This window comes from Helcobacillus sp. ACRRO (assembly GCF_022347125.1).
Classification (GTDB): domain Bacteria; phylum Actinomycetota; class Actinomycetes; order Actinomycetales; family Dermabacteraceae; genus Helcobacillus; species Helcobacillus massiliensis.
On record NZ_JAKRNG010000010.1, the window covers coordinates 53,963 to 77,472 of the forward strand.

At 67.6% G+C, this 23,510-nt stretch carries 22 protein-coding genes and 1 tRNA gene; 12 read left to right on the forward strand and 11 right to left on the reverse strand.

Going from position 1 to position 23,510, the window contains the following annotated elements:
* Positions 1-8 precede the first annotated feature (8 nt).
* Positions 9-629, reverse strand: coding sequence for a hypothetical protein (locus tag MHY20_RS05365; protein ID WP_239375462.1), 621 nt, complete (start codon positions 627-629; stop codon positions 9-11).
* Positions 630-789: 160 nt separating this feature from the next.
* Between MHY20_RS05365 and MHY20_RS05370 the strand changes: the two genes are divergently transcribed.
* The 3 genes from MHY20_RS05370 to MHY20_RS05390 are packed head-to-tail and all read left to right on the forward strand — an operon-like array spanning position 790 to position 6,814.
* Entirely contained in the window at positions 790-1,503 is a 714-nt protein-coding gene (locus MHY20_RS05370; protein WP_239375463.1) for a DUF4194 domain-containing protein, read from the forward strand.
* Positions 1,500-4,877 (forward strand): ATP-binding protein, encoded by a 3,378-nt coding sequence (locus MHY20_RS11610; RefSeq protein WP_343217732.1) that lies wholly within the window; start codon positions 1,500-1,502, stop codon positions 4,875-4,877. Before MHY20_RS05370 ends, MHY20_RS11610 begins: the two co-directional genes overlap by 4 nt.
* A 2-nt stretch (positions 4,878-4,879) precedes the next feature.
* Positions 4,880-6,814, forward strand: a complete 1,935-nt coding sequence (locus MHY20_RS05390) for an Ig-like domain-containing protein (RefSeq protein ID WP_239375465.1) — start codon at positions 4,880-4,882, stop codon at positions 6,812-6,814.
* A 5-nt stretch (positions 6,815-6,819) separates the two neighbouring features.
* Here MHY20_RS05390 and MHY20_RS05395 read toward each other — a convergent pair whose 3' ends face one another.
* From MHY20_RS05395 to MHY20_RS05405, 3 genes are all read right to left on the reverse strand, one after another.
* Complete coding sequence (locus MHY20_RS05395; protein WP_239375466.1) at positions 6,820-8,256, reverse strand: family 20 glycosylhydrolase; 1,437 nt, start codon at positions 8,254-8,256, stop codon at positions 6,820-6,822.
* A gap of 1,105 nt (positions 8,257-9,361) precedes the next feature.
* Positions 9,362-10,231 carry a CPBP family intramembrane glutamic endopeptidase gene (locus MHY20_RS05400; protein WP_239375467.1) on the reverse strand — a complete coding sequence of 290 codons (870 nt, stop codon included), beginning with the start codon at positions 10,229-10,231 and terminating at the stop codon, positions 9,362-9,364.
* A 273-nt stretch (positions 10,232-10,504) separates the two neighbouring features.
* Positions 10,505-10,702 (reverse strand): hypothetical protein, encoded by a 198-nt coding sequence (locus tag MHY20_RS05405; RefSeq protein ID WP_239375468.1) that lies wholly within the window; start codon positions 10,700-10,702, stop codon positions 10,505-10,507.
* 282 nt (positions 10,703-10,984) lie between these two features.
* Between MHY20_RS05405 and MHY20_RS05410 the strand changes: the two genes are divergently transcribed.
* Positions 10,985-12,130 carry a recombinase family protein gene (locus tag MHY20_RS05410; protein WP_239375469.1) on the forward strand — a complete coding sequence of 382 codons (1,146 nt, stop codon included), beginning with the start codon at positions 10,985-10,987 and terminating at the stop codon, positions 12,128-12,130.
* A gap of 8 nt (positions 12,131-12,138) precedes the next feature.
* Here MHY20_RS05410 and MHY20_RS05415 read toward each other — a convergent pair.
* The 3 genes from MHY20_RS05415 to MHY20_RS05425 form a co-directional block, all read right to left on the reverse strand.
* Positions 12,139-12,215, reverse strand: a tRNA-Pro gene (locus MHY20_RS05415).
* Between the two features lie 152 nt (positions 12,216-12,367).
* Entirely contained in the window at positions 12,368-13,339 is a 972-nt protein-coding gene (locus tag MHY20_RS05420; protein ID WP_239375470.1) for a metallophosphoesterase, read from the reverse strand.
* Between the two features lie 2 nt (positions 13,340-13,341).
* Positions 13,342-15,663, reverse strand: coding sequence for a transglycosylase domain-containing protein (locus tag MHY20_RS05425; protein WP_239375471.1), 2,322 nt, complete (start codon positions 15,661-15,663; stop codon positions 13,342-13,344).
* 191 nt (positions 15,664-15,854) lie between these two features.
* Here MHY20_RS05425 and MHY20_RS05430 point away from each other — a divergent pair, with 191 nt between their 5' ends.
* From MHY20_RS05430 to MHY20_RS05445, 4 genes are read left to right on the forward strand one after another with little or no spacing between them, the layout of a single operon-like run.
* Positions 15,855-16,154, forward strand: a complete 300-nt coding sequence (locus MHY20_RS05430) for a WhiB family transcriptional regulator (RefSeq protein WP_183376162.1) — start codon at positions 15,855-15,857, stop codon at positions 16,152-16,154.
* A 10-nt stretch (positions 16,155-16,164) separates the two neighbouring features.
* Positions 16,165-16,344: a DUF4177 domain-containing protein gene (locus MHY20_RS05435; RefSeq protein ID WP_183376164.1), complete on the forward strand. Its 180-nt coding sequence runs from the start codon at positions 16,165-16,167 to the stop codon at positions 16,342-16,344.
* Positions 16,341-16,820: a RidA family protein gene (locus MHY20_RS05440; RefSeq protein WP_183376339.1), complete on the forward strand. Its 480-nt coding sequence runs from the start codon at positions 16,341-16,343 to the stop codon at positions 16,818-16,820. Before MHY20_RS05435 ends, MHY20_RS05440 begins: the two co-directional genes overlap by 4 nt.
* Positions 16,817-17,629 (forward strand): MBL fold metallo-hydrolase, encoded by an 813-nt coding sequence (locus tag MHY20_RS05445; protein ID WP_239375472.1) that lies wholly within the window; start codon positions 16,817-16,819, stop codon positions 17,627-17,629. The genes MHY20_RS05440 and MHY20_RS05445 overlap by 4 nt, the downstream gene beginning before the upstream one ends.
* Positions 17,630-17,770: 141 nt before the next feature.
* Here MHY20_RS05445 and MHY20_RS05450 read toward each other — a convergent pair whose 3' ends face one another.
* Entirely contained in the window at positions 17,771-18,448 is a 678-nt protein-coding gene (locus MHY20_RS05450; protein ID WP_183376166.1) for a Crp/Fnr family transcriptional regulator, read from the reverse strand.
* Between the two features lie 88 nt (positions 18,449-18,536).
* Between MHY20_RS05450 and nth the strand changes: the two genes are divergently transcribed.
* The 4 genes from nth to MHY20_RS05470 all read left to right on the forward strand — a co-directional run bounded on the left by nth (position 18,537) and on the right by MHY20_RS05470 (position 21,357).
* The gene (nth, locus tag MHY20_RS05455; protein WP_239375473.1) at positions 18,537-19,211 is read left to right on the forward strand and encodes an endonuclease III; all 675 of its coding nucleotides are present in this window, start codon (positions 18,537-18,539) and stop codon (positions 19,209-19,211) included.
* The gene (locus MHY20_RS05460; protein ID WP_239375474.1) at positions 19,208-19,906 is read left to right on the forward strand and encodes a CoA pyrophosphatase; all 699 of its coding nucleotides are present in this window, start codon (positions 19,208-19,210) and stop codon (positions 19,904-19,906) included. Before nth ends, MHY20_RS05460 begins: the two co-directional genes overlap by 4 nt.
* A gap of 90 nt (positions 19,907-19,996) precedes the next feature.
* A complete protein-coding gene (locus tag MHY20_RS05465; protein WP_239375475.1) occupies positions 19,997-20,380 on the forward strand; it encodes a cold-shock protein in 384 nt (127 codons plus the stop codon).
* A 2-nt stretch (positions 20,381-20,382) separates the two neighbouring features.
* Positions 20,383-21,357: a DUF3027 domain-containing protein gene (locus MHY20_RS05470; RefSeq protein ID WP_239375477.1), complete on the forward strand. Its 975-nt coding sequence runs from the start codon at positions 20,383-20,385 to the stop codon at positions 21,355-21,357.
* Positions 21,358-21,372: 15 nt separating this feature from the next.
* Here the strand turns inward: MHY20_RS05470 and MHY20_RS05475 are convergent, their stop codons facing one another.
* From MHY20_RS05475 to MHY20_RS05485, 3 genes are all read right to left on the reverse strand, one after another.
* On the reverse strand, positions 21,373-22,509 hold the full coding sequence (locus MHY20_RS05475) for a DNA polymerase III subunit delta' (protein WP_239375479.1): 1,137 nt from the start codon (positions 22,507-22,509) through the stop codon (positions 21,373-21,375).
* Positions 22,506-23,255 carry a dTMP kinase gene (gene tmk, locus MHY20_RS05480; RefSeq protein WP_239375481.1) on the reverse strand — a complete coding sequence of 250 codons (750 nt, stop codon included), beginning with the start codon at positions 23,253-23,255 and terminating at the stop codon, positions 22,506-22,508. The genes MHY20_RS05475 and tmk overlap by 4 nt, the downstream gene beginning before the upstream one ends.
* A 69-nt stretch (positions 23,256-23,324) precedes the next feature.
* On the reverse strand, positions 23,325-23,510 hold a 186-nt coding region (locus MHY20_RS05485; protein ID WP_239375483.1), incomplete at its 5' end, for an NAD-binding protein.

The following is a 23,510-nucleotide window of genomic DNA, read 5'->3' on the forward strand; positions in this document are numbered from 1 at the left end:
GGGGCGTCTCAGAGCCGGGGTCCCGGTGCGCCGGCGGACAGGGGGTCGGTGGTCTCATCCAGCTGGTCCGATGCCGATGACCATGACGTCCAGCAGCCCCACGCGGCGGTGCCCCACAGCACGGTGGCGCCGGCATGGAACAGGACCCGGGTGATCAGCAGCCAGGTGGGGGCGGAGCCGAAGCCGTACGTTGTGGAGTCGGCGGCGCTCGCGATCAGCACGACGTACTCCAGGGTGTACATCCCAAGCCACAGCATCGGGATCACGCAGATGGCGCCGCCGGCGATCGCACCACCTGTCACCACAGCCCTGCGGCCCATCGCCATCAGCAGGATCACCAGGACGACGAGGACGCTGATCACCGGCCAGATCGCAAACCACAGCAGGAGACCGGCGAGCTGCCAGCGACCGTCGGCACCGAAGAACGCGTTCTGCGGCACAAGGTGGGTCAGAGCGATGACGGTGCGCAGCACCCCGTACAGCACCATGAGGACGGAGCAGACCAGAGCCGCGATAGCGATCCCGCGCACCCGCAGAAGCCGTCGGCGGGGATCCACCTGGGCCGTGGCCCGCAGAGCCCCCTGGCCCGACAGCTGCGGGCCGTGGGCGTGCGGAGGCTGGATGCTCACGACGAGTCCTTCCGGGGCTCAGCGGCGGAGATGGGTGACGGACAGAACACTACGGGGCCCCGGGGGCGATCGTCCACGCAGGGAGCCGCGATCTGATGGGGATCTCTGCCCCCGACCGGTACGCTGGACCGGTGCACAGCCGAACGATCAGGGAGGGCGAATGAGCCAGGGATCCGAACTGGGCGAGAGCGCCCTCGAGGACTGGGGCCTCGCCGACGAGGAGGACCTCCGCAGCGCCGGCAGCACCGGCGGCGCCCTCGTGGAGGAGTCCCGACGGGTCCTGGTCGCCCTCCTGCAGGGCCCCTACCTCGACGGCCGCAAGGACACCGCTCGCTATGGGCAGCTGCTGCGCGACCGCACCGCCATCGAGAACCGACTCGCGGACATGTTCCTCGAACTGATCGTCGATGACGACTCCCAGGTCGCATTCGTGCGCCAGAGCGAGAGCGACCCGGACGCCCCGAAGCTGCTGCGCCGCCTCAGCGGCCTCAACCGCCTTGACTCCGTTCTGCTGCTCATGCTGCGCCAGCACCTGCTCACCCAGGCGTCCCGCGGGCAGCGCGCAGTGGTCAGCGAAGCGGAGCTGCTGGCGGCGCTCGCGGCCTACCGCCGCACCGACTCCACCGACGAGGCGGGCTTCGCGAAGGACGTCCGCCATTCGATCGCGAAGCTGCAGCGGGCGGCCCTGCTGGAGGAGCAGGGGGACTCCTATGAGGTCTCTCCCGTGCTGAAGCTGATGATCACCCCGGACACGGCGCGCGAGTTCATCGAGCTGTACCGCGGCGCCGGTGTCGATGTGGAATCCGTCGGCCTCGACACCGACACCACCGCAGACACCGCCGCTGACGCCGACGACAAGGAGGATCAGCAGTGATCCAGCAGAGCCTGCTCGACGACGAGACCCCGTCGGCCCCCGAACAGCCGCCCGTCACCGACCCCGACCACCCGCACCCCGGGCAGTGGCGCCTCAACCATGTCCAGCTGAGCAACTGGGGCACCTTTCACGGCACTCACGACCTCGACATCTCGTCCAAGGGCTTCTTCCTCACCGGCGGCCCTGGCACCGGCAAGTCCACCCTCCTGGACGCCATCAGCGCCCTGCTGACCCCGCCGCGCACCCTCCACTTCAACGCCGCCGCATCCGACGCGGGCCCGCGTCAGAAGAAGTCCCGCCGCACCGTCGCCTCCTACGTGCGCGGCGCCTGGGCGATGCACTACGCCGCCGACACCGGCGAGTTCAGCCAGGAAGTGCTGCGCGACGGCACCACCCTGTCCGTCATCTCCCTGCGCTACGGCAACGGCCGCGGTGACCTCATCCAGCTGACCCGCATGCTGCTCCTGCACGCCGGCCATACCGCCGACTCCGACGTCAAGAGCCTCTATGTCATCTCCGACCGAGCCTACGACGCCGCCGAACTGCGCCCCTTCGTCACCACCAGCATCGAGGGCCGCGCCCTGGAGAAGGAACTGGCCGGCACCGAAGTGTTCCGCCAGTTCCGCGACTACCGTGCGCGCTTCTCCCAGCTGCTCGGCATCCCCGACGAGAAGGCCCTCAGCCTCCTGCACAAGATCCAGTCCGCGAAGGAGCTCGGCGACATCAACGCGCTGCTGCGCGACTACATGCTGGAGGAGCCGCGCACCTTCGACCTCGCCGACCAGGCGCTCGCGAACTTCCAGAACCTCTCCGAGGTGTACGCCGCGCTCGTCACTGCCCGTGAGCAGAAAGCGGTCCTCTCCGGCCTGAAGGACGCCCACGCCACCTGGCAGGACGCCCAGCAGCGCGGTGGGGAGCTGGTGGACCGTCGCGGCGACATCGACGCGTTCGCCGCCGAGCACCTCGTGCGGCTTCTCGCGGAGGAGAACGACCGCCTGCAGAGTGAACAGGACCGCCTGCGGGCGCAGCAGAACCGCGTCAGCTCCGACGTCTCCGAAGCCCGCGAGGACCTCGCGCAGCTGAAGGAGCAGCGCCGCTCCGCCGGCGGCGGCGAGATCGACGACTGGAAGAAGCAGATCGCCGGTCTCGAAGTGGAGCGCGACCGGCGCCGCTCCCGCGCCACCGAGTTCTCCAGCCAGCTCGCCACCGTGGAGCTCGGCAGCCCCTCCAACGAGGAGACGTTCCTGTCGCTGCAGCGCGATGTTGCGCGCATGCGGGACGGCCTCACCGCCGACGAGAAGAACGACCACCAGCGCCAGTGGGAAGCGGAAGCGCGGGTGCGGGAACTTGCCGCCGACCTCGAGGGCACCAAACAGGAGCTCGCCTCCCTGTCGTCCCGCGCCTCCAACCTGCACAGTGACGACATCGCGGTGCGGGACCTCCTCGCGAAGCGCGTCGGAGTGCCTCCCACTGATCTGCCGTTCGCCGCAGAGCTTCTGCAGGTGCGCGCAGGGGAGGAGAAGTGGACCGCGGCAGCTGAGCAGGCGCTGCGGGGCCTCGCCCGCTCCATTCTCGTGCCCGAGCGGATCTACCGCGCGTTCGCCGGCGAGATCAATGAGATGAAGCTGCGCCGGCGCGTGTCCTACAACCGCGTCAACACGGACGCCCGCCAGCCGGCCCGCCAGATCCGCCCCCGCACCCTCGCGGAGAAGATCGAGGTGAAGGACGGGGAGTTCCACGCCTGGCTGTCCGGTGAGATCGCCTCCCGCATGGACTACGTGTGCGCCGAAGACCTGCAGGAGTTCACCACCCTGCCGCGCGCCGTGCTCCAGTCCGGCCAGATCAAGCACTCCGCCACCCGGCACGAGAAGAACACCGACCGGCAGATCAACGACCGCTCCCAGTGGGTGCTCGGCTTCGACAACCGCGCCAAGCGCTCCGTGTTCGAACGGGAGCGCACCCGCGCCGAACAGGCCCTGTTCGAGGCGCAGGCCCGCCGCAAGGACCTCGAGCAGGAAGCGGCTGCCCGCCGCGACAAACTGTTCGCCCTCCAGGCCATCAGCGCCGTCACCTGGGACGACATCGATGCCGCCTCCGTTGCGCGCCGCATCGCCAACCTCGGTGAGATGGTCCGCGCCGCGGAGCAGGGATCCGGCGCCCTGTCGGAGCTGGCGCGCCAGATCGACCAGGTGGAGAAGGAGATCAGCGAGGGCGACCAGGAGCTGCTGGACATCACCGGACAGCTGGGCCGCATCACCGAACAGCTGGAGCAGGCCACCAGCCGCGCTGCGGAAGCGGAGCAGCGCCTGGAGACCCGTGAGATCAGCGAGGAGACCCGCGAGGACCTCACCGAACGGTTCCGCGCGATCTCACCGACTCTGCGCCTGTCCACCATCGACCGCGTCACCAAGGACGCCTCCGCCACCCTCGACGCGGAGCTGATGCAGCTCACCCGTGCGCAGTCCCGTGCGGAGGAGGACATGCGCACCTCGATGCGGGAGTTCGCGCGCCGCTGGCCCGCCGAAGGCGCCGACACCGACACTTCCCTCGAGGCGGCCGGTGACTTCCTGGCGATCCTGCAGCAGATCGAGGAGGAGCGCCTGCCGGAGGTGGAGGACCGATTCTTCGAGTTCTTCACCGGCAACACCCTCGGGGACGTGCAGGCGCTCGCCACCGCGATCGCGCGCGAACCCGCGCAGATCCGCAAGCGCCTGGAGAAGATCAACGAACTGCTGGCGCAGGTGGAGTTCCACCGGGGCCGCTACCTGCAGCTGTCGATGCGTCCCGTGCACCTGGCGGCGCTCGACGACTTCAAGCGCGCCCTGGACGATGCCGTGGGGGCGACGCTGGAGAACGACCTGTCGAAGGACAGGGAGAAGGCGGAGGAGCGGTTCCAGGCGCTGCAGACCCTGATGGACATCATCACCCGGGCCCGTACGAAGGACGACCTCGCCTCCCGCGTGATCCTCGATGTGCGCCGCCACGTCCACTTCCACGCCGAAGAGGTCGACGAGGCCGGCACCGTGGTCCACGCCCACGAGTCCGGCGGCCCCCTCTCCGGTGGTCAGAACGAGCGCCTCACCACGTTCTGCCTGGCGGCGGCGCTGCGCTACCAGCTCGCCGGCACCGGTGCGGACGTCCCCGTGTACGCCCCCATCATCATCGACGAGGCGTTCTCGAAGGGCGCCGGCAAGTTCATCACCGCCGCGATGGAGTCGTTCCGCCACTTCGGGTTCCAGGTCATGCTCGCCAACCCGGGCAAGAACCCGCAGGCGCTCGCGCCGTTCATCGGCGGTGTCGGCGTGGTCGCCATCAAGGACGACCGCTACTCCTCGGTGTCCCCGATCCGCTTCGTCCCAGCCGACGGATCCTGACGGTGACCCGTCGCAGCAGCACCCTGGCAGCGGCCGCGCTCAGCGCGGTCCTGCTGGGCGCGCCCGTCGCCCTGAGTGCGGATGCGGACCCCGCGGCGGCGGCTCCCACCGCCCAGCCCGACCTGCCGACCGAGGGCTTCGGCGACGTCGACGGCTTCGAAATCCCCCTCGACAGCACCGAAGTGAAGAGCACCCCCGGCTCCGCCGCCCGCTTCGATCTCGCCGACCACATGTCCACCGCCGAACTCCTGCAGCTCGACCTCACCACCCTCAGGTTCGACAACGGCCTCACCCACCAGGCCGTCTCCGGGCAGGGAACCTGGTCGATCAGCGGCACTACCATCACCTTCACCCCAGAAGGATCAGGCCAGCAGGGCCCGCGCAAAGCCACCATCCGAGTGAAGTCCGAGAGCGGTCGCAGCTCGCTGCCCACCACCATCACCGTCTCCTACCCGAGCCTGCCGTACCGCCAGATCACCGCGAGCGAAGGCGACGCCATCAGCGTGGACCTCGGCATCGACGACGAACTCGTCGACCCGGGCAGCATCCGCCTGTCCCTCGACTCCATGCCCGGCGGCACCGTCCAGACCGACAGCGGCCGCCGTCTCGTCGTGCCCGGGGAAGGCACCTGGTCCCTCTCCGCCGACGGCCGCAACGCCGTGTTCACACCCCAGCAGCCGCGCCTCGGGCGCCAGCCGTCCACCGTGTCCTTCAGCGGCACCGACCGCAACGGTCAGGTCCTCACACCGGGGAAGATCCGGGTGGTTACGCCCGCGGTCCCGGACATCGTCTCCTCCGCACCGTTCGGCGATCGGGTCGAATTCGACCTCGGTGCGAAGGCGCAGAACATCGACCCGGCCACCTTCGAACTCGTCCCCTCCCTCTCCGACGACACCACCACCGTCAACAAGGCGAAGGACCGCGTCACCGTCAAGGGGCAGGGCACCTGGGCGCTGAACCGCGACGCCGGTACGGTCGTGTTCGCCCCGGAGCACTCCTCCGTGCACGCCGTCTCCTCCATGGGTGTGCGCGGCTCCGACGCCTCGGGCCACACCGCCTCCATCGGCGCGCTCCAGGTCGGGTACCCGCAGCTCAGCGCCCAGAGCCAGCCCCTTGTGTGGGGCGAAAAGGCGCTGTTCTACCCCCTCGATGGGTCCCTGCACGTGCAGCAGGAATCGCTGCAGTTCTCCACCGTCAACATGCCCGACGGGTCCGAACTGTCCAGCGACGGCACCCTCCTCACCGTCCCCGGTGAAGGCGAATGGGAGTTCAACAAGGACACCGTCGCCGTCACGTTCACTCCGGTGAACGGGCTGAAGAAGTCGCCCACGCCCGTCACCTACACGGTCAACGGCAGCGCCTCCGGCAACATCGGCGCCTCCACTCTCGGTGTCCAGTACGCGAGCCGGGTCCCCACGCTGCGCGACGACGACGTCCAGACCGGGTCCGAAGAGGCCCAGACCATTGACGTGCTCGCCAACGACACTCCTGCGGCTGCCGCGGATCCGTTCGACGCGGCGACCCTGGAGCTGCATTCGGCCCGGGCCACCAACATCAGTGAGCTCACCACCGGCACCGGCCGTCGCCTCGAGATCCCCGATGAAGGGGTCTGGGAGGTCACCGATGCCGGCGCGGTCCGCTTCACCCCCGTGCCCGGGTTCCGCGGCCGCACCACTCCAGTGGAGTACCACGTGAAGGACCGCAGTGGTCTGCACTCGCGGGCTCGGGTGGCGGTGTCGATCGACCCGCAGCTGGTGGGGGAGAACAGCTCGAAGGAGTCATCCAGCGGCATCAACGCGCTGCTCGCGGGCCTGCGCCCCGAGGACTCCACGATGTTCGCGGTGTACACGTCGGTGACGGCGCTGCTGATCTTCTCCGGCAGCGTGTCCCTCTGGGTGGGGCGGCAGATCGAACGGGGCCGGCGCTCGCAGCGCTGACCGCATCAGTCGTGCGGCTGGATCCCCAGCTGCCGCAGAACACCCGTCTGCGCCTCAACGCGCCGCTTCGCGTCCTTCACGTCCTCCAGCTGACCGTTCCAAGCGCGCTCCGCGACCGCCACGAGGCGTGGGAACAGCATGCGGTGCAGGTGCGCCTCATCCGCCACGTACTCCGTCCACATCTGTGCCTGAATGCCGAGCACACCGCTCTGGTCATGGACGTCCTCACCGGCGAGCTCCGCTGACAGGATGTCCTTCACGGTCAGCACCTGGTCGGTCTGCGCGAGCGGCTCCCCGCGGCGGGCCTGAGCACGGTCCAGGTACAGGTGCTCCTGGTTGCCGATGACGGTGGAGAAGCGCCGATCCAGCGACACCTGCACACCGTCCACGGACCGCCAGTTCATCACCACGACACCGTCCGGGACGTGGCGCTCCAGCGCCTCATCCCACACGACCGCGGTCTTGCCCGCCTTCTGCAGCTCATCCACCGCCATGCCCATCAGATGGCCCTGCAGCGCTTCAAGGCGCTCCAGACCCCACTCCTCCAGGCGCTCCGGCACCTGGGGGTTGTGCTCCCACTCGGTCATCGGCACCTCGTCACCGCCGATGTGGACGTACGGGGAGGAGAACACCTGCGCCGCCTGCTGCACCACGTCGCGAATGAACGCGATCGACGCATCCGACACCCCGAGGATGTGCTCGGAGATGCCCCAGGTCTCTCGGACCTTCAGCTGCCGCTGCGGGTCGTTGCCGAGCTCCGGGTAGGCGGCGACGGCCGCCTGCACATGGCCGGGCAGGTCGATCTCCGGGACGATCCGGATGCCGAAGTCGGCCGCGTAGTCATCGAGCATTCGCAGCTCGGCCTGCGTGTAGAAGCCGCCGTGGCGCTCCTGAACGTACTCATCGGCGTCGGTGAACGTCGGCTTGCCGACGACCGTCGCGTCGCGCCACGCGCCCACCTCGGTGAGCCGCGGGTAGCTGCGCACCTCGAACCGCCACCCCTGGTCGTCGGTCAGGTGCAGGTGCAGAACGTTGAGGCGGAAGATCGCCATCGCTTCGATGATCGTCTTCAGCTCGTGGATGGGGCGGAAGTGCCGCGCCACATCGAGCATCAGTCCGCGCCAGGCATGCAGCGGACGATCCGAGATCACCACCCCGGGGATCGCGACTTCCCCGGTGAGGGCGCCGGTGGCGGCGCGGGCGGACAGCACGATCTGGGCGAAGGCGTTGCGGCCGTCGGCGAGGGCGCTGTCACTGCCGGCGGTGATGGAGGCGCCCGTCGGGTTGATGGTGATGGAGTATTCGTCGGCGTCGAGGTCGCTGTTGAGGCCGACGGACACCTCCTCGAACGGGTCCGTGGCTACCCAGTCCTCGCGCATCCACAGTGCGGAGTCGGGGGCGGGGAGGAGCGGCAGACGGGCGGGGATGCGCGAATCGTTCATGCGCCGATTCTGGCAGGCCAGGCTGTGTGCCCGCGCACATTCCCGAAACGCGGTGCGGGAACGATTCGTCTGCGCGTTCGGGATTCGGCGGCGGAAAAGCCCGAATGCGCACACCGATCGTCGTGAGGGTGGGGGATGGGGGCCGACGGGTGCCGCTCGCCCTGGCAGGCGCAGCAGCAAAGAAGAAGAGCCCCGGTCTCCCGGGCCTCTTCTCTCTGACCGCTGTCCGACTCATCAACGAGCGATGGTTCGTGCAGTCACATGGTCGCCCTTATTCTTCTCTGTTCAAACAAATATGGAACAGGGGTCAGCGTCACTCAGATCCGCGAGATTCTGTGCAGTTCCGGTGATCGACCGGCTTATACCACGGCACCTCAACATCACCGGAAGTGGACGCGCCTTAGGCCCGAACAGCGCCAGGAGGTGGTGGATCGCTACGAAGCGGGCGAACACACGACTACGTTCGCAATACTGTTCGGGAGATTCTTAGACCTGGGTGCTTCGTTGGTAGTTCAGTGGTTCGACTTCCTTGCCTGATGGGGCAGCGCTCACATTTCGGTCTACAAGTTCGAAGCCTGCCCGCTCCAATACTCGCTGAGACGCGGTGTTTTCTGGAATAGTCCGTGCTGTGAGGTTCGGGATAGGACTTTTTCCAATGAACTCCACGGCAAGTTTTAGAGCGGCGCTGGTCAGCCCTTCGCCTCGGTGATTGGGGTGGAGCCAGAAGCCAACTTCGGCTCCGTTTTTATTCACATCGAAGAGTACTAGGCTTGCGGCAGGTGGGCATAGAGGCGAACTGATTGATCCTTAGTGCCCTCGGCGTATGCTGCCGCGTCATCGTGGCTCATTGCTCGCAGTTTTTCCTGTTCATTTTCAAGGGGTAGAAGTTTCGAGTCAAGAACGATTCCAGAATGGTTCGCAGGGTCAGGGCCTGGTGAGGACACGCCTACGGTAGATCGCGCTGTCATTGTGACGTCGATTATGAACGGATACTGCGTCACTGGCAAGGCGCAGACTGTAGTCAAATAGACAACAGCATGGCTCTGTTTCTCCGCGCTGTCAGACCCGAACTCGGGTAAACACACCACAGTAGACCGAGCCGCGATTAGTCGCGCTTGTAGCCGAGCCGGCCGTGCGTCACAATAATCGCAAGGGCGGCAATCGCGGTCATGCCGATGGCGGCCGGCCAGTTGTTGGCCACTGCCTCTCCGGTCAAGGTTGCAACAACGAACAGCGCCCAGTTAACGGTGTTGTGGCCGAGGATTGCCACCAGCACACTCCCACGCGCCGCGTTGACAAGCCACGACAGAACGACCGACAGGCTCACGACAAGAACGAGATATGCAACGAGCTGACCGAGGTCGCTCCGGGCAGTGTCCCACTCCTCAGTAAAGAACAGCGGTGTGTGCCAGAAGCAGTGCACCACGCCAAGAACCAGCGCGGCCACGATCGGATGAAACATGTTCTGCAAGCGAGGAAGTGCGAAGCCTCGCCATCCCGGCTCCTCTTGGAAAGGGCCACCGAGAAGATAGATGAAGAATGTGCTTGCGAGCGTCCCCACTACGCTGAAGGAGACAGCTTCTCCAATCGACAGCCCACCAGGAAGAAGGAAATAGCATCCGATAATTGCCGCGGGGATAACAAGAAGCGCGAGCACATATGCAAGCTTCTTTACGCGCCACTGAGTGATGGTGTGCCACAGCCGCTTCACACCGTCGCGACCTTCAATGATGTGTGTCACGAGGAATGCTGCAATGAACGGCCCGGCGAACATTCCGAGCTGGTTGATGCCCGCAATCGCCCTGAACGGCAACTCGTAGGAGAAGAGGCCCAGCCCGTTCGATGAGAGCCACCACGGGCTCCACGCGAGCCAAGAGCCGAGATACGCAAGTGTGAAGAAGGACAGCAACGGATGCCGATGAATCAAGCCGGTGAAGCTGCGGGCCGTCCCCGTGGCTGCGGCGTCATTTATCATCGAGTCTGTGCCCTTCGTCTTTGCCGCGTGCGTTGTGTGTGACGACTCTTTCATGTTTTACGACTGACTACAAGGGAGAGCCTGACGATTGTTAAGGTGCTTTCGGTCTTCCCCTCGCTATTCGTTCTCACGACGCCGACCTGTGCTCGCTCACCGCGCTCGGGGCACGCTCTCCGAGCGGCTCGGTGGCTTTCAACTGGCTCGATGAGGGGGCGGCAGGTCTGGGCACGACTGTGACAGTTCGTGCTCCTTGACCTGACCTCCCCTGCATGATCAGGCAGATGCCTGCTTAGGTGATGTGGAAGCAGACCTAACTCCGCTGCTTCCGAGAACGGCCGCGATTGCGTTGCGCTTCGTCTCAGCCTCGCGTTCGATCTTGTCGCGCACCTGTTCCGCCCGTTCGAGCACAACTGGGTCGGTCTTGGACTTCTCGACCCAGTACTCCAGCGCGATCCGGGTTTCCTCGGTCACGCTGCGCTCGTTGAGTTCGTTCGGCGAGGACTTCGAGCTGTGCTCGGGTTTCCTCGCGGGTGCGGACGGTCAGCACCTTGTTGGCGGCGCTTCTGCCAGTGGTGGTGTTGTGAAAACTACGGAGTTTGACCTCTTAGTTCGATGCGAATCCCTTCACTGCCAAGACATCTCGAGGGATAGGTTCCCCGAACAGCCTCACGTGCTGTGCGATCCCCACGATCAGCTGCTCGAATTCCTCGCGATCCTCCTGCGTGATCTGAAACTGACTTCGGCGAGGACTGCATGGGCGACGCGATGGAAGCAATCACCGATGTCGTCAACGAACTCCAGGTTCGCATGAGCGGAGAGGACATCAAGATCAAGATGGTCCACAAGGTCGAGCGCGGCGGCTCGGTCGGACGCGCGAAGCTCGGCTATCTCAACGTCCGTAAAGACTTCAACGGGCGCCTCGTGAACACCATCGACGTCGATGAAGAACGCGCACCGCTGATCGTGTGGGCGTTCGTGCAGTACGCGACCGGCCAGTACTCAATCACGCAGCTCCAGGCCATGCTCGAAAACCAGGGGCTCACCACCCGGCCCTCGGCGAAGTGCCCCGCACGACCGCTGTCCAGCAGCCAGTTGGCGAAGATTCTGCGCCACCGGTACTACACCGGCGTGATCCGCTACAAGGGCACGCTGTACCCCGGCAGGCACACGCCACTCATCGAGAAAGAAGTCTTCCTGGCGGTGCAGAAGATTCTCGACGGACGCAACCGGCGCGGGGATCGTGACCGCATCCATTTCCACTATTTGCGCGGCCTCCTGTACTGCGCCGGATGCACAGCAGACGGGCGCGACTCCAGGCTCGTCTGCTCCCAGCACCACGGCAACGGCGGCACCTACGAGTACTACGTCTGCACCGCGAAACAGCGCAGCCTCTGCACCATGTGCACCGTGCCGCTCGAAGCCGTCGAGAACGCCGTCGCAGACCTCGCCGCGGACGGCACCCTGAACAGTGCGAAACTCCGCGAACGCCTCGAAGCCGTCGCCCTGCAAAAAGGCGCGCCCGAGGAAAAGCTCTCGCGCGCCGCCGAGCGCATCCACCACGGCGTCGAGAAGGTCTTCGCCTACGTCGATCTGCTCGAACGCTCCGGCGACCTCTACCAGGGCGTCCCCGACACGATCCGTCGCGACCTGCTCGCAGCACCGTTCAGCCGCATCAACGTGAGCATCACCGACGACGACCTCACGACCACCAGCGAACGCACCGAGGCTAGCGCCACGCTCCACGAATGGCGCACCCAGCACCGCTTACGACACTGCGCCAACAGCGCAGCAGGCCAGCACGAAGCACGTCGGGAAAAGAAAAGGAGCCTCCCGCATTTCTGCGGAAGGCTCCTCATCTGTAGCACTTCACCGGCCTACTCAGCCCACAGGATTGAATAGGCCTGTACTGGTCGGGGTGACAGGATTTGAACCTGCGACCTCTTCGTCCCGAACGAAGCGCGCTACCAAGCTGCGCCACACCCCGTGACCGTCCGCTCACACGGACCCCTCAACTGTACATGTCCCCCTGCAGCGGCGCGAATCGGCGCCGAGTGAGTGTGACCACTCACTCGCATCAGCGTGCGCTCCGACACCCTCTGGTGCACGTGGGGGGGGGGCGGCAGCGGCGAGCGGGCCTCAGGCGCGGCGCTGCTTGAGCGTCAGCAGGGTCGCTTCGGGGCGGTTGAACATCCGCATGTTGTAGAACGGGTTCGCGCCGAGGCCACCGCTGACATGCAGCGGCACACCGTGGTGCATCGACACGCCCTTCGCCTGCGACCGGTGCAGGTCGCAGTTCGTCACCAGTGCACCGAACCACGGCAGGGCCAACTGGCCGCCGTGGGTGTGCCCGGCGAACAGCACATCGGAGCCGTCCTCCACCATCTCGCGGATGACCCGCTGATACGGCGCATGCATCACCCCGACCCGCAGGCGCGGACGCCCCTGGGCTGCGACGTCGCCGGCGGGGGAGGGCTGGCCGACGGAGTCCCCGCGACCATCGGGCGCCGGGAACTCGTCATGGTCCAGGTGCGGATCATCCACGCCGACGAAGTCAACGTCGCAGCCGGACATCTGCAGTGTGCCACGCGCATTGTTGAGCTCGAGCCAGCCTGCCGCGGTGAACGCGTCGGTCATCTGCTCCGTCGGCAGCGGCGGATCCTTCGGACCGCCCTCCTCGCGAGGGTCGGGCAGGAAGTACCGGAACACGTTGCGCTTGCCGGCCGCGTACTTGTCGTTCGAGCCGTTCACGAACACGCCCGGACGCTCCAGCAGCGGCCCCAGCGCATCCAGCAGCACGGGGATCGCGGCGGCGCTGGAGACGTTGTCACCGGTGTTCACCACCAGGTCCGGCTTCATGGTGGCGAGATAGCGCAGGAACTCGATCTTGCGCTCCTGTCCCACGGCGAGGTGGATGTCGGAGATGTGCAGGACCCGCAGGCGGCCGGCACCCGTCGGCAGCACCGGGAGGGACAGCTCCCGCACCTCGAACAGGTTCGGCTCGATGTGCCGAGCCCACACGTGCGCACCAGCAGCGACAGCGAACCCTGCCGCGCCGACAGCGGTCGCCGCAATGCCCAGCGGCGAACGGGAGAGGGGCAGGCCCGTCATGATCAGTCGCCCTCCTGGCCCGGGGCGGTGGTGTCGCCTTCGGCGGCATCGGGACCCGTCGGCTTCTTGCCGCCGGATTCCTGCTCCACCTGCTTCTCCTGTGCGGCGCGCTCCTGCGCGTCCTGCTTCTTCTCCGCTGCATCTGGCTTCGGAGGCTCCGGCGGGAACGGCTTGTTCGGCAGGCCCTCATGTGAGCGCTTCATGTATTCATGCCAGGTCGGCAGGGACACCGTGTTGCCCCACACGTGACCGCGGCGGAGCGGCTGACCGTCCACGTTGAACCCACCCGGGCGGGTATTGGAGGTCGGGTTGCCGAACCACACAGCGGTCGACTCCTGGCCGGTGAAGCCCACGTACCACGTGTGGAACTGGCTGCCGGAGGTTCCGGTTTTGCCGCCGGCGTCGTGGCCGGGGATGGTCATGCCCTTACCGGTCGCCTTCGGGTCGGAGAGGTCCTGCATGAGCGTCCACGACATCGCGTCCGCCACTTCCGGCTTGATGACGTCCTTGCACTCGCCGCCGGTGATCGGCAGCTCCTCACCCTTGCGGTTGGTGACCGAGGTGATCGCCACCGGGCGGCAGAACTTGCCGCCGGCCGGGTAGGTCGCGTAGGCGGCGGCCATGTCCAGGGCGGAGATGTTCAGCTCGCCGAGCGCCAGCACGGCGGGGGAGAGGTCCGTCTTGTACATGTCCTCCACGGGGACGTTGAGGTTCTCCTTCTTGGAGGTGTCCCAGTACGCCGGGACGGCGCCCATGGAGCGGGCCGTGTCGGCGATCTCGCACAGGTCCGAGCGGTGAGCGATGCGGGCGTAGGAGGTGTTCACCGAGAACTTCGTGGCGTCCAGAACGGTCTGGTTCGGAGGCAGCGTGACGCTCACGGCGTTGTCCGGGTTCCATCCGGCACCTTCGAACCAGCGGCCTGAGCCGAGGCACTTCGCGGGGAACTCGCGGAACACTTCGCGGTTCGTGGCGACCGTGTCCCAGATGGACCCGCCCTGCTGCAGATAGGTGGTCAGCACGAACGGCTTGAACGTGGAGCCCACGGGGAAGCCGCTGCCGCCGCCCATGTGCTTGGGGGCGTTGAAGTTCAGGGACGTCTCGTTCTCCTTGGCGTCCTGGCGCGGGTTGTACACGCGGTTCTGCGCCATGGTCAGGATCTTGCCGGTGCCCGGCTCCACGCTCACGACGGTGTGGCCGAAGCCGTTGGAGTGCTCGGCGGGGACGCGGCGGTTCACCACGTCCTCGGCGATCTTCTGGCGCTTCGGGTCGAGCGTGGTGGTGATGGTGAGTCCGCCGCCGTACAGCAGCTTGCGGCGCTCTTCGAACGTGGGCGCGAACGCCGGGTCGCTCAGCAGGGACTTCGTGACGTAGTCGCAGAAGAAGCCGGAGCCCTCCGCGTCCGCACAGCCGGCGGTGATGTTCTTGACCTTGAGCATGTCCTTGATGGGCTGCTCGGAGTACTTCTTCAGCTCCGCGTCACTGATGTAGTCCTCGGCCCGCATCTTGCGGAGGATCTCGTTGCGACGCTTCTTCGCGTTCTTCGGGTGCGCGACGGGGTCATAGTAGTTCGGTGCGTTCGTGACGCCCGCCAGCAGGGCGGACTCGCCCGGGTTGAGGTCCTTGGCGCTCTTGGAGAAGTAGTGCTGGGCGGCGGTCTCCACTCCGTACTGCGACGGCCCGAACTGGGCGGCGTTGAGGTACCCCGCGAGGATCTCCTCCTTCGACAGCCGCTTCTCCACGGAGATCGCGAGCTTCGCTTCGCGCAGCTTGCGCGAATAGGACTGCTCGGTCGCCTTCTTCATGGCCTCTTTGTCGCCGCGCTGCATGGCGTCGGCCAGCAGTGCGTTCTTCACGTACTGCTGGGTGAGGGTGGACGCGCCCTGCGTGTCACCGCCGCGCGCGTTGGAGGCCAGGGCGCGCAGCGTGCCCTTGGCGTCCACGCCCTGGTGCTCGTAGAAGCGGCGGTCCTCCACGGCGATCACAGCGTGCTGCAGGTGGGGGGACACCTCCTCCAGCGGGACCATGATGCGGTTCTCGGAGTAGAAGGTGGCCAGAAGGGTGCCGTCGGACGCCTTGATATGGGACGCCTCGTTCAGCGGCTGGACTTCGAGCTGGCTGGGCAGCGAGTCGAACAGCTCCGCGCCGTCCTTTGCGGCGGTGGAGGTGAGCGCCACCGCGGGCAGGAACAGCGCCGCGATCATGACCCCGGCCAGTGTGCACACCGCTGCAAGCCCCGCGAGCAGGACGACGATCTGCGAAAGCGCGAGCGACACCGAGTGCTGCTCGCCGGCGGGGCGCTGATGCGGTGCTTCGGTCTGGGCCATGCGACCCAGAGTACCCAATGGACCCCCTCCAGTCGCGCACGCGAGGTGAACACCATGTGGGGGTGGTGCGTGGGGGCGTCGGGGCCGACGGGTCCTCCAATCAGTCGCAGCCCCCGTTTTGTGAAAACGCTGCACAGCTCCCTAGGATGTAGGTCACATTCGAATCAGTGTCGATTCCAAGGAGCACATCCGTGACGGCAGTCAGCGTCCGCACACCGACAGAGGAACGGTTCTGGGCCACCGAAGGCGCCTGTGCACAACTGGACCCCGATGAGTTCTTCGTCCGCGGAGCGGATCAGCAGCGTGTGAAGCAGTTCTGCCGCGGCTGCCCAGTCCTCAATCATTGCCTCGCCGATGCGCTGAACAACCGGATCGAGTTTGGTGTGTGGGGCGGGATGACCGAGCGTGAGCGCCGCCGCCTGCTGCGGCAGCATCCCGGGGTGGTGGACTGGCTCGATGTCCTCGAAGCCGCTCACGAGAAGACCGCGTAGTCTTGGTGGTATGACTGCACACACCACATGGGAGTACCTGACCACGCCCCTGCTCATCCATAACACCAAGGCGATTCTGGATAACTTCGGCTCCGATGGATGGGAGCTCGTCCAGGTGATCCAGGGCCCGCAGGGCCCCGAATCCCTCGTCGCCTACTTCAAGCGGCCCATCATCGGAGGAGACCAGTGAGCGATCAGTCCACCGGCGCTGTTGAGAAGCGCCTCGCCGAACTCGGCCTGACCCTGCCCCAGACTGCGAAGCCGCTGGCCGCATACGTGCCGGCAGTCGTGGTCGGCAACCTCGTGTACACCTCCGGTCAGCTGCCGGTGGTCAACGGCGAGGTGCCGGAGGAGGGCGCCGTCGGCCGCGAGGTCAGCGCTGACAGCGCGAAGGAGCATGCGCAGACCGCTGCTCTGAACGCACTGGCCGCCATCAAGGCGGAGATCGGTGACCTCGACCGCGTCACCCGCATCGTGAAGCTGACTGGATATGTGTCCAGCGCCCCCGACTTCTACGGCCAGCCCGGTGTCATCAACGGCGCGTCCGAGCTGATCGGGAGCGTGTTCGAGGGTGAGGTCGGTCAGCACGCCCGCGCCGCCGTCGGCGTCGCCGCTCTGCCGATGAATGTCCCCGTCGAAGTGGACATCATCGCCGAGTTCCGGTGACCACTGGACTTCATCGGGTCCGCGCGTCCAACGCGGGCCCGATGACGCTGTCCGGAACCAATTCGTACCTCCTGACCCGCGGCGAGACCGTGTGGGTGGTGGACCCCGGTCCGGCCGATCGCGACCACCTGCAGGAGCTGCTGGACGTGGTCGTCGCGACCGGCGCCCATGAGGTCGGCGGCATCGTGCTCACGCACCATCACGCCGATCACACCGACGGTGTGGCCGCGCTGCAGCGCGCTCTGTCGGCCGCGTCGAGGCGGTCCGGTCGCCGTGAGATCCCCGTGTGGGCCGCCGACCCCCACCTCGTGCCCCGCAGCACCCCCATCCCGGACCTGATCGGCCCGATGGATGACCCCGTCGCGGAGGTGATCCGCACCCCCGGGCACACGGGCGACTCCCTCTGCCTGCTGCTGCCGGGCGGGCGCCTTCTGACGGGCGACACCGTTCTCGGGCACGGCACGTCGGTGATCATGGCCGACGGGTCCCTGCGCACCTACCTTGATGTCCTCGGCTTCCTGCGCGATATGGCGGCCGATGGCACCCTGGTGTCCATCCATCCGGGGCACGGGGACGAGATCGAGGGCCCGCAGGCGATCCATGAGCACCTCGGCGCGCTGATCGAGCATCGTGAGGCGCGAATCCGGGAGGTGCAGGCGGCGATGTGGGCGGACCTGACGGTGGATCAGACGGTGGAGCACCTGTACGGCGAGCAGCTGTCGTTCGTGCCGGAGGAGCACCGTGCGCAGCTGCGGTCCGCGGCCGCTCTCAATGTGGAAGCGGCGATCGAGTACCTGTCGGGCAACTGAACAGCCCCGACCCCGTCGGCCCCGCCGCAGCGCCCTGTCTCGCAGCGGACCCCGCTGGACAGAGAGAAGCGCCCCGTCTCCTCACCGTCCGAACCGGAACCGGTTCGCCGTGAGGGAAGCGGGGCGCTTCTTCGTGCTGGGTCAGCGTGCGCGGCGGCGCAGACGCTCGATGTCGATCAGCAGGACTGCGCGTGCCTCAAGGCGGATCCAGGAGCGGGACGCGAAGTCCGCGAGGGCCTTGTTGACGGTCTCACGGGAAGCGCCGACCAGCTGGGCGAGCTCCTCCTGCGTGAGGCCGTGGGAGACCATGATGCCGTCATCGGTCTGGCGGCCGAAGCGCTGCGCGAGGTCCAGCAGGTTCTTCGCCACGCGACCGGGAACGTCCGCGAACACGAGGTCCGCAAGGGAGTCGTTGGTCTTGCGCAGGCGGCGTGCGAGCGAGGCGAGCAGGTGGCGGGCCACCTCGGGGCGCTGCGCGAGGACGCGGTACAGGTCCTGCTGGGTCAGCGAGTACAGGGTGGTCTCGGCGACCGCGGTGGCGGTGGCGTTGCGGGGAGCCGGGTCGAACAGGGACAGCTCACCGAGGGTCTCGCCCGGGCCGAGCACGGCGAGGAGGTTCTCACGGCCGTCACCCGACGCGTGGCCCACCTTGATCTTGCCGGAGCCGAGGATGAAGAGGCGGTCGCCCTGATCCCCCTCGCGGAAGATGACGGAACCGCGGTGGAAGTCCTCCTGCGTCATCGAGTCGAGGACGGCCTGCTTGCCGTCGTCGTCGAGCGCGGCAAACAGGGGGGATGAGCGTACGATGTTTTCGTCCACGATGATGGTCTCCTGAGCCTTGTGATGGTGTACGCATGACAGGGTACATCCCCTGATCGATCAACGGGTGAGAGAACGGAGATTCCCAGTGACCACGCCCGCTCCGAGCGGCGCCGCGGACCGCGCCCCTCTGCCCATGCCGACGGCCCGGACCGTCCTGCACGAGCTGTACCCCGACGCCGCCTGCGAACTGGACTTCACCACCGCCTTCGAACTGCTGGTGGCGACCGTTCTGTCCGCGCAGACCACCGATGTGCGCGTCAACCAGGTGACCCCCGCGCTGTTCGGCTCCTATCCCACGCCCGAGGCGATGGCGGAGGCCGAACACGCGCACGTGGCGCAGATCCTTCACCCCCTGGGCATGGGGGCGCGCCGCGCGGAACGGGTCATCCGGCTCTCCCAGCAGCTGCTCGCCGACCACGGCGGCGAGGTCCCGGACGATCAGGACGCGCTGGAAGCCCTCGCCGGAGTGGGCCGCAAGACGGCCCACGTGGTGCGCGGCAATTGGTTCGGGCAGTCCCTGCTGACCGTTGATACGCACGTGGGCCGCCTGTCCGCGCGCTTCGGCTGGAGCGCGAAGAAGAGCCCCCTGGCGATCGAGAAGGACGTGGTCGCGGTGGCGGAGGCGGCCGACGGCGACACCGACCTCACCCTGCTCAGCCATCAGATGATCCTGCACGGGCGGCGCGTATGCACGGCGCGTCGGCCCGACTGCGGCGCCTGCCCGCTGCAGGAGGCGTGCCCCCAGGTGGGGGTTGCGTGAGCACTCCGCCCAGTCCTGACGGGGTCCCCGCGTTCCTCGACGCCCTGCGCACCCACCTCGCCGCCGAGCGCCCCTGGGCTGATGTCCCCGCCCAGGACGGCGCCGTATCCGACTCGGCGGTGCTCGCGCTGATCAGCGGCACCAGCCTGGACGACGCCGCGATCCTCATCGAGGAGCGCGCCCACACGATGCGCTCCCAGCCGGCCCAGTTCGCGCTGCCGGGCGGCCGACGCGACCCGGGCGACGCCACCGCCGAAGCCACCGCCGTGCGCGAAACATGGGAGGAGGTGGGGCTGAGCGCGGACCGCTTCACGGTGCTCGGGGCCCTCCCCCCGGTGGTGCTGGCGCTGCGGGACATCCGGGTGGTGCCGGTCATCGCGTGGATGCCGTCGGTCCCCGCCTCCCTCACCCTGAGCGAAGCGGAGGTGCACCGGGTGCTGTGCCCGCCGCTGCGGGGCCCCGGTTCGCTCAGCGACCCGGCGGTGGTGTGCTGGGCGCGGGCGATGGGCCGCAGCATGGGGGAGGCGTACGATCTGCCGCAGGACCCGGACGACCCGGATGACGATGCGTTCGTGTGGGGCTTCACAGCGGGGCTGCTGCGGCGTCTGCTGGCGGCGATCGACCCGTCGCTCGTGGTGGAGCCGACCGAGGAGAGGCCCGTTCCCGCGTACAGGGTGTGGCGGCCCGCCGGGTAGACTGGAGCGGATCAACGATCACAGATGCGTCGCGCGCAGAACCCTGCGACCGCTGACGCAGGCGAGCTGAGAACGAGGAGTGCGAGAGACGTGCCCAAGGGACGAGTGAAGTTCTTCGATGTGGAGAAGGGCTTCGGATTCATCACCAGCGAGAATCGGACCAGCGTATACGTGAACGCCTCGGTCCTCCCCGATGGTCTGACCAGCCTGCGTCCGGGCACACGCGTCGAGTTCGACATGGTCGACGGTCGCCGCGGACCCCAGGCGCTGTCCGTTCAGCTCCTGGAGCGCAGCCCGTCCGTGGCGCGCAACCGCCGCACCCCCGCGAAGGACATGGTGCTGATCGTTGAGGACCTCATGCAGCTGCTGGACGGAGCCTCGACGTCGCTCCGCCGCGGCCGCTACCCCGAGAAGCAGCAGGCGGAGAAGATCGCCTCCGTGCTGCGTGCCGTTGCCGACGATTTCGAGGCGTGAGCATGACGAAGAAGGCGAAGCTGGACGCCGTGAGCGCAGCGGCCGTTGACCTGGCCGCTGAGGCGCTCGTGGACGTCACCGAGTCAGGACAGGTGGGTGCGCATGTGCGCGCCGAAGCGACCGGCGAACGCCTGGTCACCCACGTGTTCGAATCCACCATCGAGGGCTACGCCGGTTGGTACTGGATCGTGACGCTTGCGCGCGCGCCCCGCGCGAAGCAGCCGACGGTGTGCGAGACCGCGCTGGTCCCGGGCGATGACGCCCTCCTGGCGCCGGAGTGGAAGCCGTGGGCGGAGCGCCTGCGCCCCTCCGATGTGGGAGCCGACGACGTCCTCCCGTACCGCGAGTTCGATGAGCGCCTCGACCAGGGCTTCGAGCAGACCGACGCCGCGGAGGAGGACCGCGCGGTGCAGTGGGAGCTGGGCCTGGGGCGCCCCCGTGTGCTGTCCCGTGAGGGCCGCGAGGAGGCCGCGACCCGCTGGCACGGCAGCGACTTCGGACCGAAGCCGCTGTCCAACCGTCGCCGCCGCGGCACGGTGCAGGCGCACTGCTCCTCGTGCGGGTTCCTGTCCCTGCTGTCCGGGTCGCTGCGCCAGGAGTTCGGTGTGTGCACCAATGAATGGTCCCCGGCAGATGGTCGCGTGGTGTCCCTGCAGTACGGCTGCGGCGCCCACTCGGAGACCCGGTCCGGTGACGAATCCACCGGTGAGGAGCTGCCGCCGGCGGTTCTCGACGACAACGAAGTGGACTTTGTGGATCGCTTCGAGGAGAAGTCGATCATCGACGAGAAGCTCCTGCAGAAGGAGATCGAGAAGGCCGCGAAGGCGGACGCCGCCAAAGCCGACGCCGCCAAAGCCGACGCCGCCAAGGCCGAGGACGGCAAGCGCGACGGTGCTGAGGCCGATGGCGCGAAGGCCGACCAGGCCGATGACAGCACGCGCGATGACGTCGCGAACGAAGACCAGGCGAAGGACTGACCCCGTGGGCCCCGCTCAGCCGAGCGCGGCCTGAGCCAGCAGCGCCTCCAGCGCCAACTGCGGCGGCACGTTCCCGCCGATGCGCTCACGCGCCGTCCCCACCTCATCCAGCATCGCCAGGCTCGACGCCGGCGTGCTGTACTCCGCGCGCGCCTGCAGAGCATCCATCACACCCTCGTTGATGATCTCCGCGCCCGCATTCAGCTGCAGGGTCAGCACATCGCGGAACACCGAATGGATGTCCAGCAGGAACCGGTCGATCACATCGCGGGTCATGCGGGTGGCGCGCTTCTTCGCCTCATCCTCCAGCTGCTTCAGCTGCGACCGCAGCTGCGGCGGGATCCGCCCCGCAGCTTCCTGACCCGTGGCGCGCAGGAACTCCTCCTGCTGCGACTGCGCCACCCGGTCGGCTTCATCCTTCGCCTCCGCGTTCGCCGCCTCCACCAGCTTCTGCGCATATGCAACCGCGCCGCCCACACTGGTCAGCGCCAGCAGCGCCCGCGCCGCCTCCTCGCGCTGAGCCAGTGCCTCCGGCTGATGCACGTACCGGCGCGCAATCCCGATATGGCCCTGCGCTGCCCGCGCCGCCCGGCTCGCCGTCTGCGGATCCGCGCCGTCCCGGCGCGCAAGCAGGTCCGCCACATCCGCCGGCGCCGGTGTCACCAGCGTGACGAGCCGGCAGCGGGACCGGATCGTCTGCGCCATGTCCTGCGCCGACGGCACGCACAGCATCCAGATCGTCCGCGGCGGCGGTTCCTCGATCGCCTTCAGCAGCACATTGAACGTGCCCGCGCTCATCCGGTCCGCATCCTCCACGATGATGATGCGGTACGGCGCGGTCGCGGGGGAGCGCTGCGCAGTCGCCACCAGTGACCGCACCTCATCCTTCGAGATCGAGAGCGTATCCGTCGCCACCACCGACACATCGGCGTGGGACCCCGCGAGGACCATGCGGCACGCGTGGCACTGCCCGCACCCGTTGGCCTGCTCGCACTGCAGCGCCGCCGCGAACGCCCGCGCCGCAATCGACCGGCCCGACCCGGGCGGCCCCGCGATCAGCCACGCCTGCGCCAGATTCCCGCCGGGGGCGAGGGCCCGCGTGAACTGCTCGATCGCGGCCCGCTGGCCGACGACCTCATCCCACACGCTCACAGCTGTCCCAGCTTCTCCGCCACCACGGCGGCGTGCGTGCGGGCCCATCCGGTGATGGCGTCCCGCAGCTGCTCAGTGACCTCATCGATCCCCGCGCCTGCATCGATCACGGCCCACCGGTCCGGCTCCTTCGCCGCACGCTCCAGGTACGCGGAACGGACGCGCTCATGGAAGTCGAGGGCCTCGCGCTCCAGCCGGTCATGCGTCCCCACATCGCGGCGCTCCGCCAGCTTCTGAGGTGCGATGTCCAGCAGCAGCGTCAGGTTCGGCATCAGACCGCCCACCGCCCACATGCTCAGCGACTCGACGTCTTCGACCGGCAGGGTGCGGCCCGCCCCTTGGTACGCGACCGACGAATCCAGATACCGGTCCGTCAGCACGATCCCGCCGGCGTCCAGATGCGGCCGGATCACCGTCTCCACATGGTGGGCGCGGTCCGCGGCGTACATCAGCGCCTCCGCGCGGTCCGCCACATGGTCCGAATGCAGGATCAGGGAACGCAGCTCGGCGCCCAGAGCGCTGCCGCCCGGCTCCTTCGTCCGCAGCACCGGCGGGCCGGTCGGAGCCCCGCCGGGCCGGGACCCGTCGGCCCCCGAGGAGAAGCCGACGAACGGGCTCTCGGGGCTGGAGAGGAACTCGTGCACGCGCGGCATCTGGGTGGTCTTGCCGCCGCCGTCGCCGCCCTCCAGGGAGATGAACAGTCCGCTCTCAGCGGTGCGGGCAGCAGGGGGAGTCAGCGAAAGCATGCCGCCATTCTCGCAGATCCCCGCGAGAGAACCCGAGCGGTACTGACGCGACTGTGGAGGACTGGCAGGCTACTCGTCGTAGACGTGCCCGAGGCCCGACGCCCGCATCTCCGTCACGCGCTGGTGGTCGTGCTCCACACTGAGCACGGAGTACCCGTACTCCTCGGTCAGCTCACGGTACGCGGCACGACCCACCGTGCCCATGCCCAGCACGATCGCGTTCGCATCCCCCAGGTCGATCGGACGGTCCTCGGG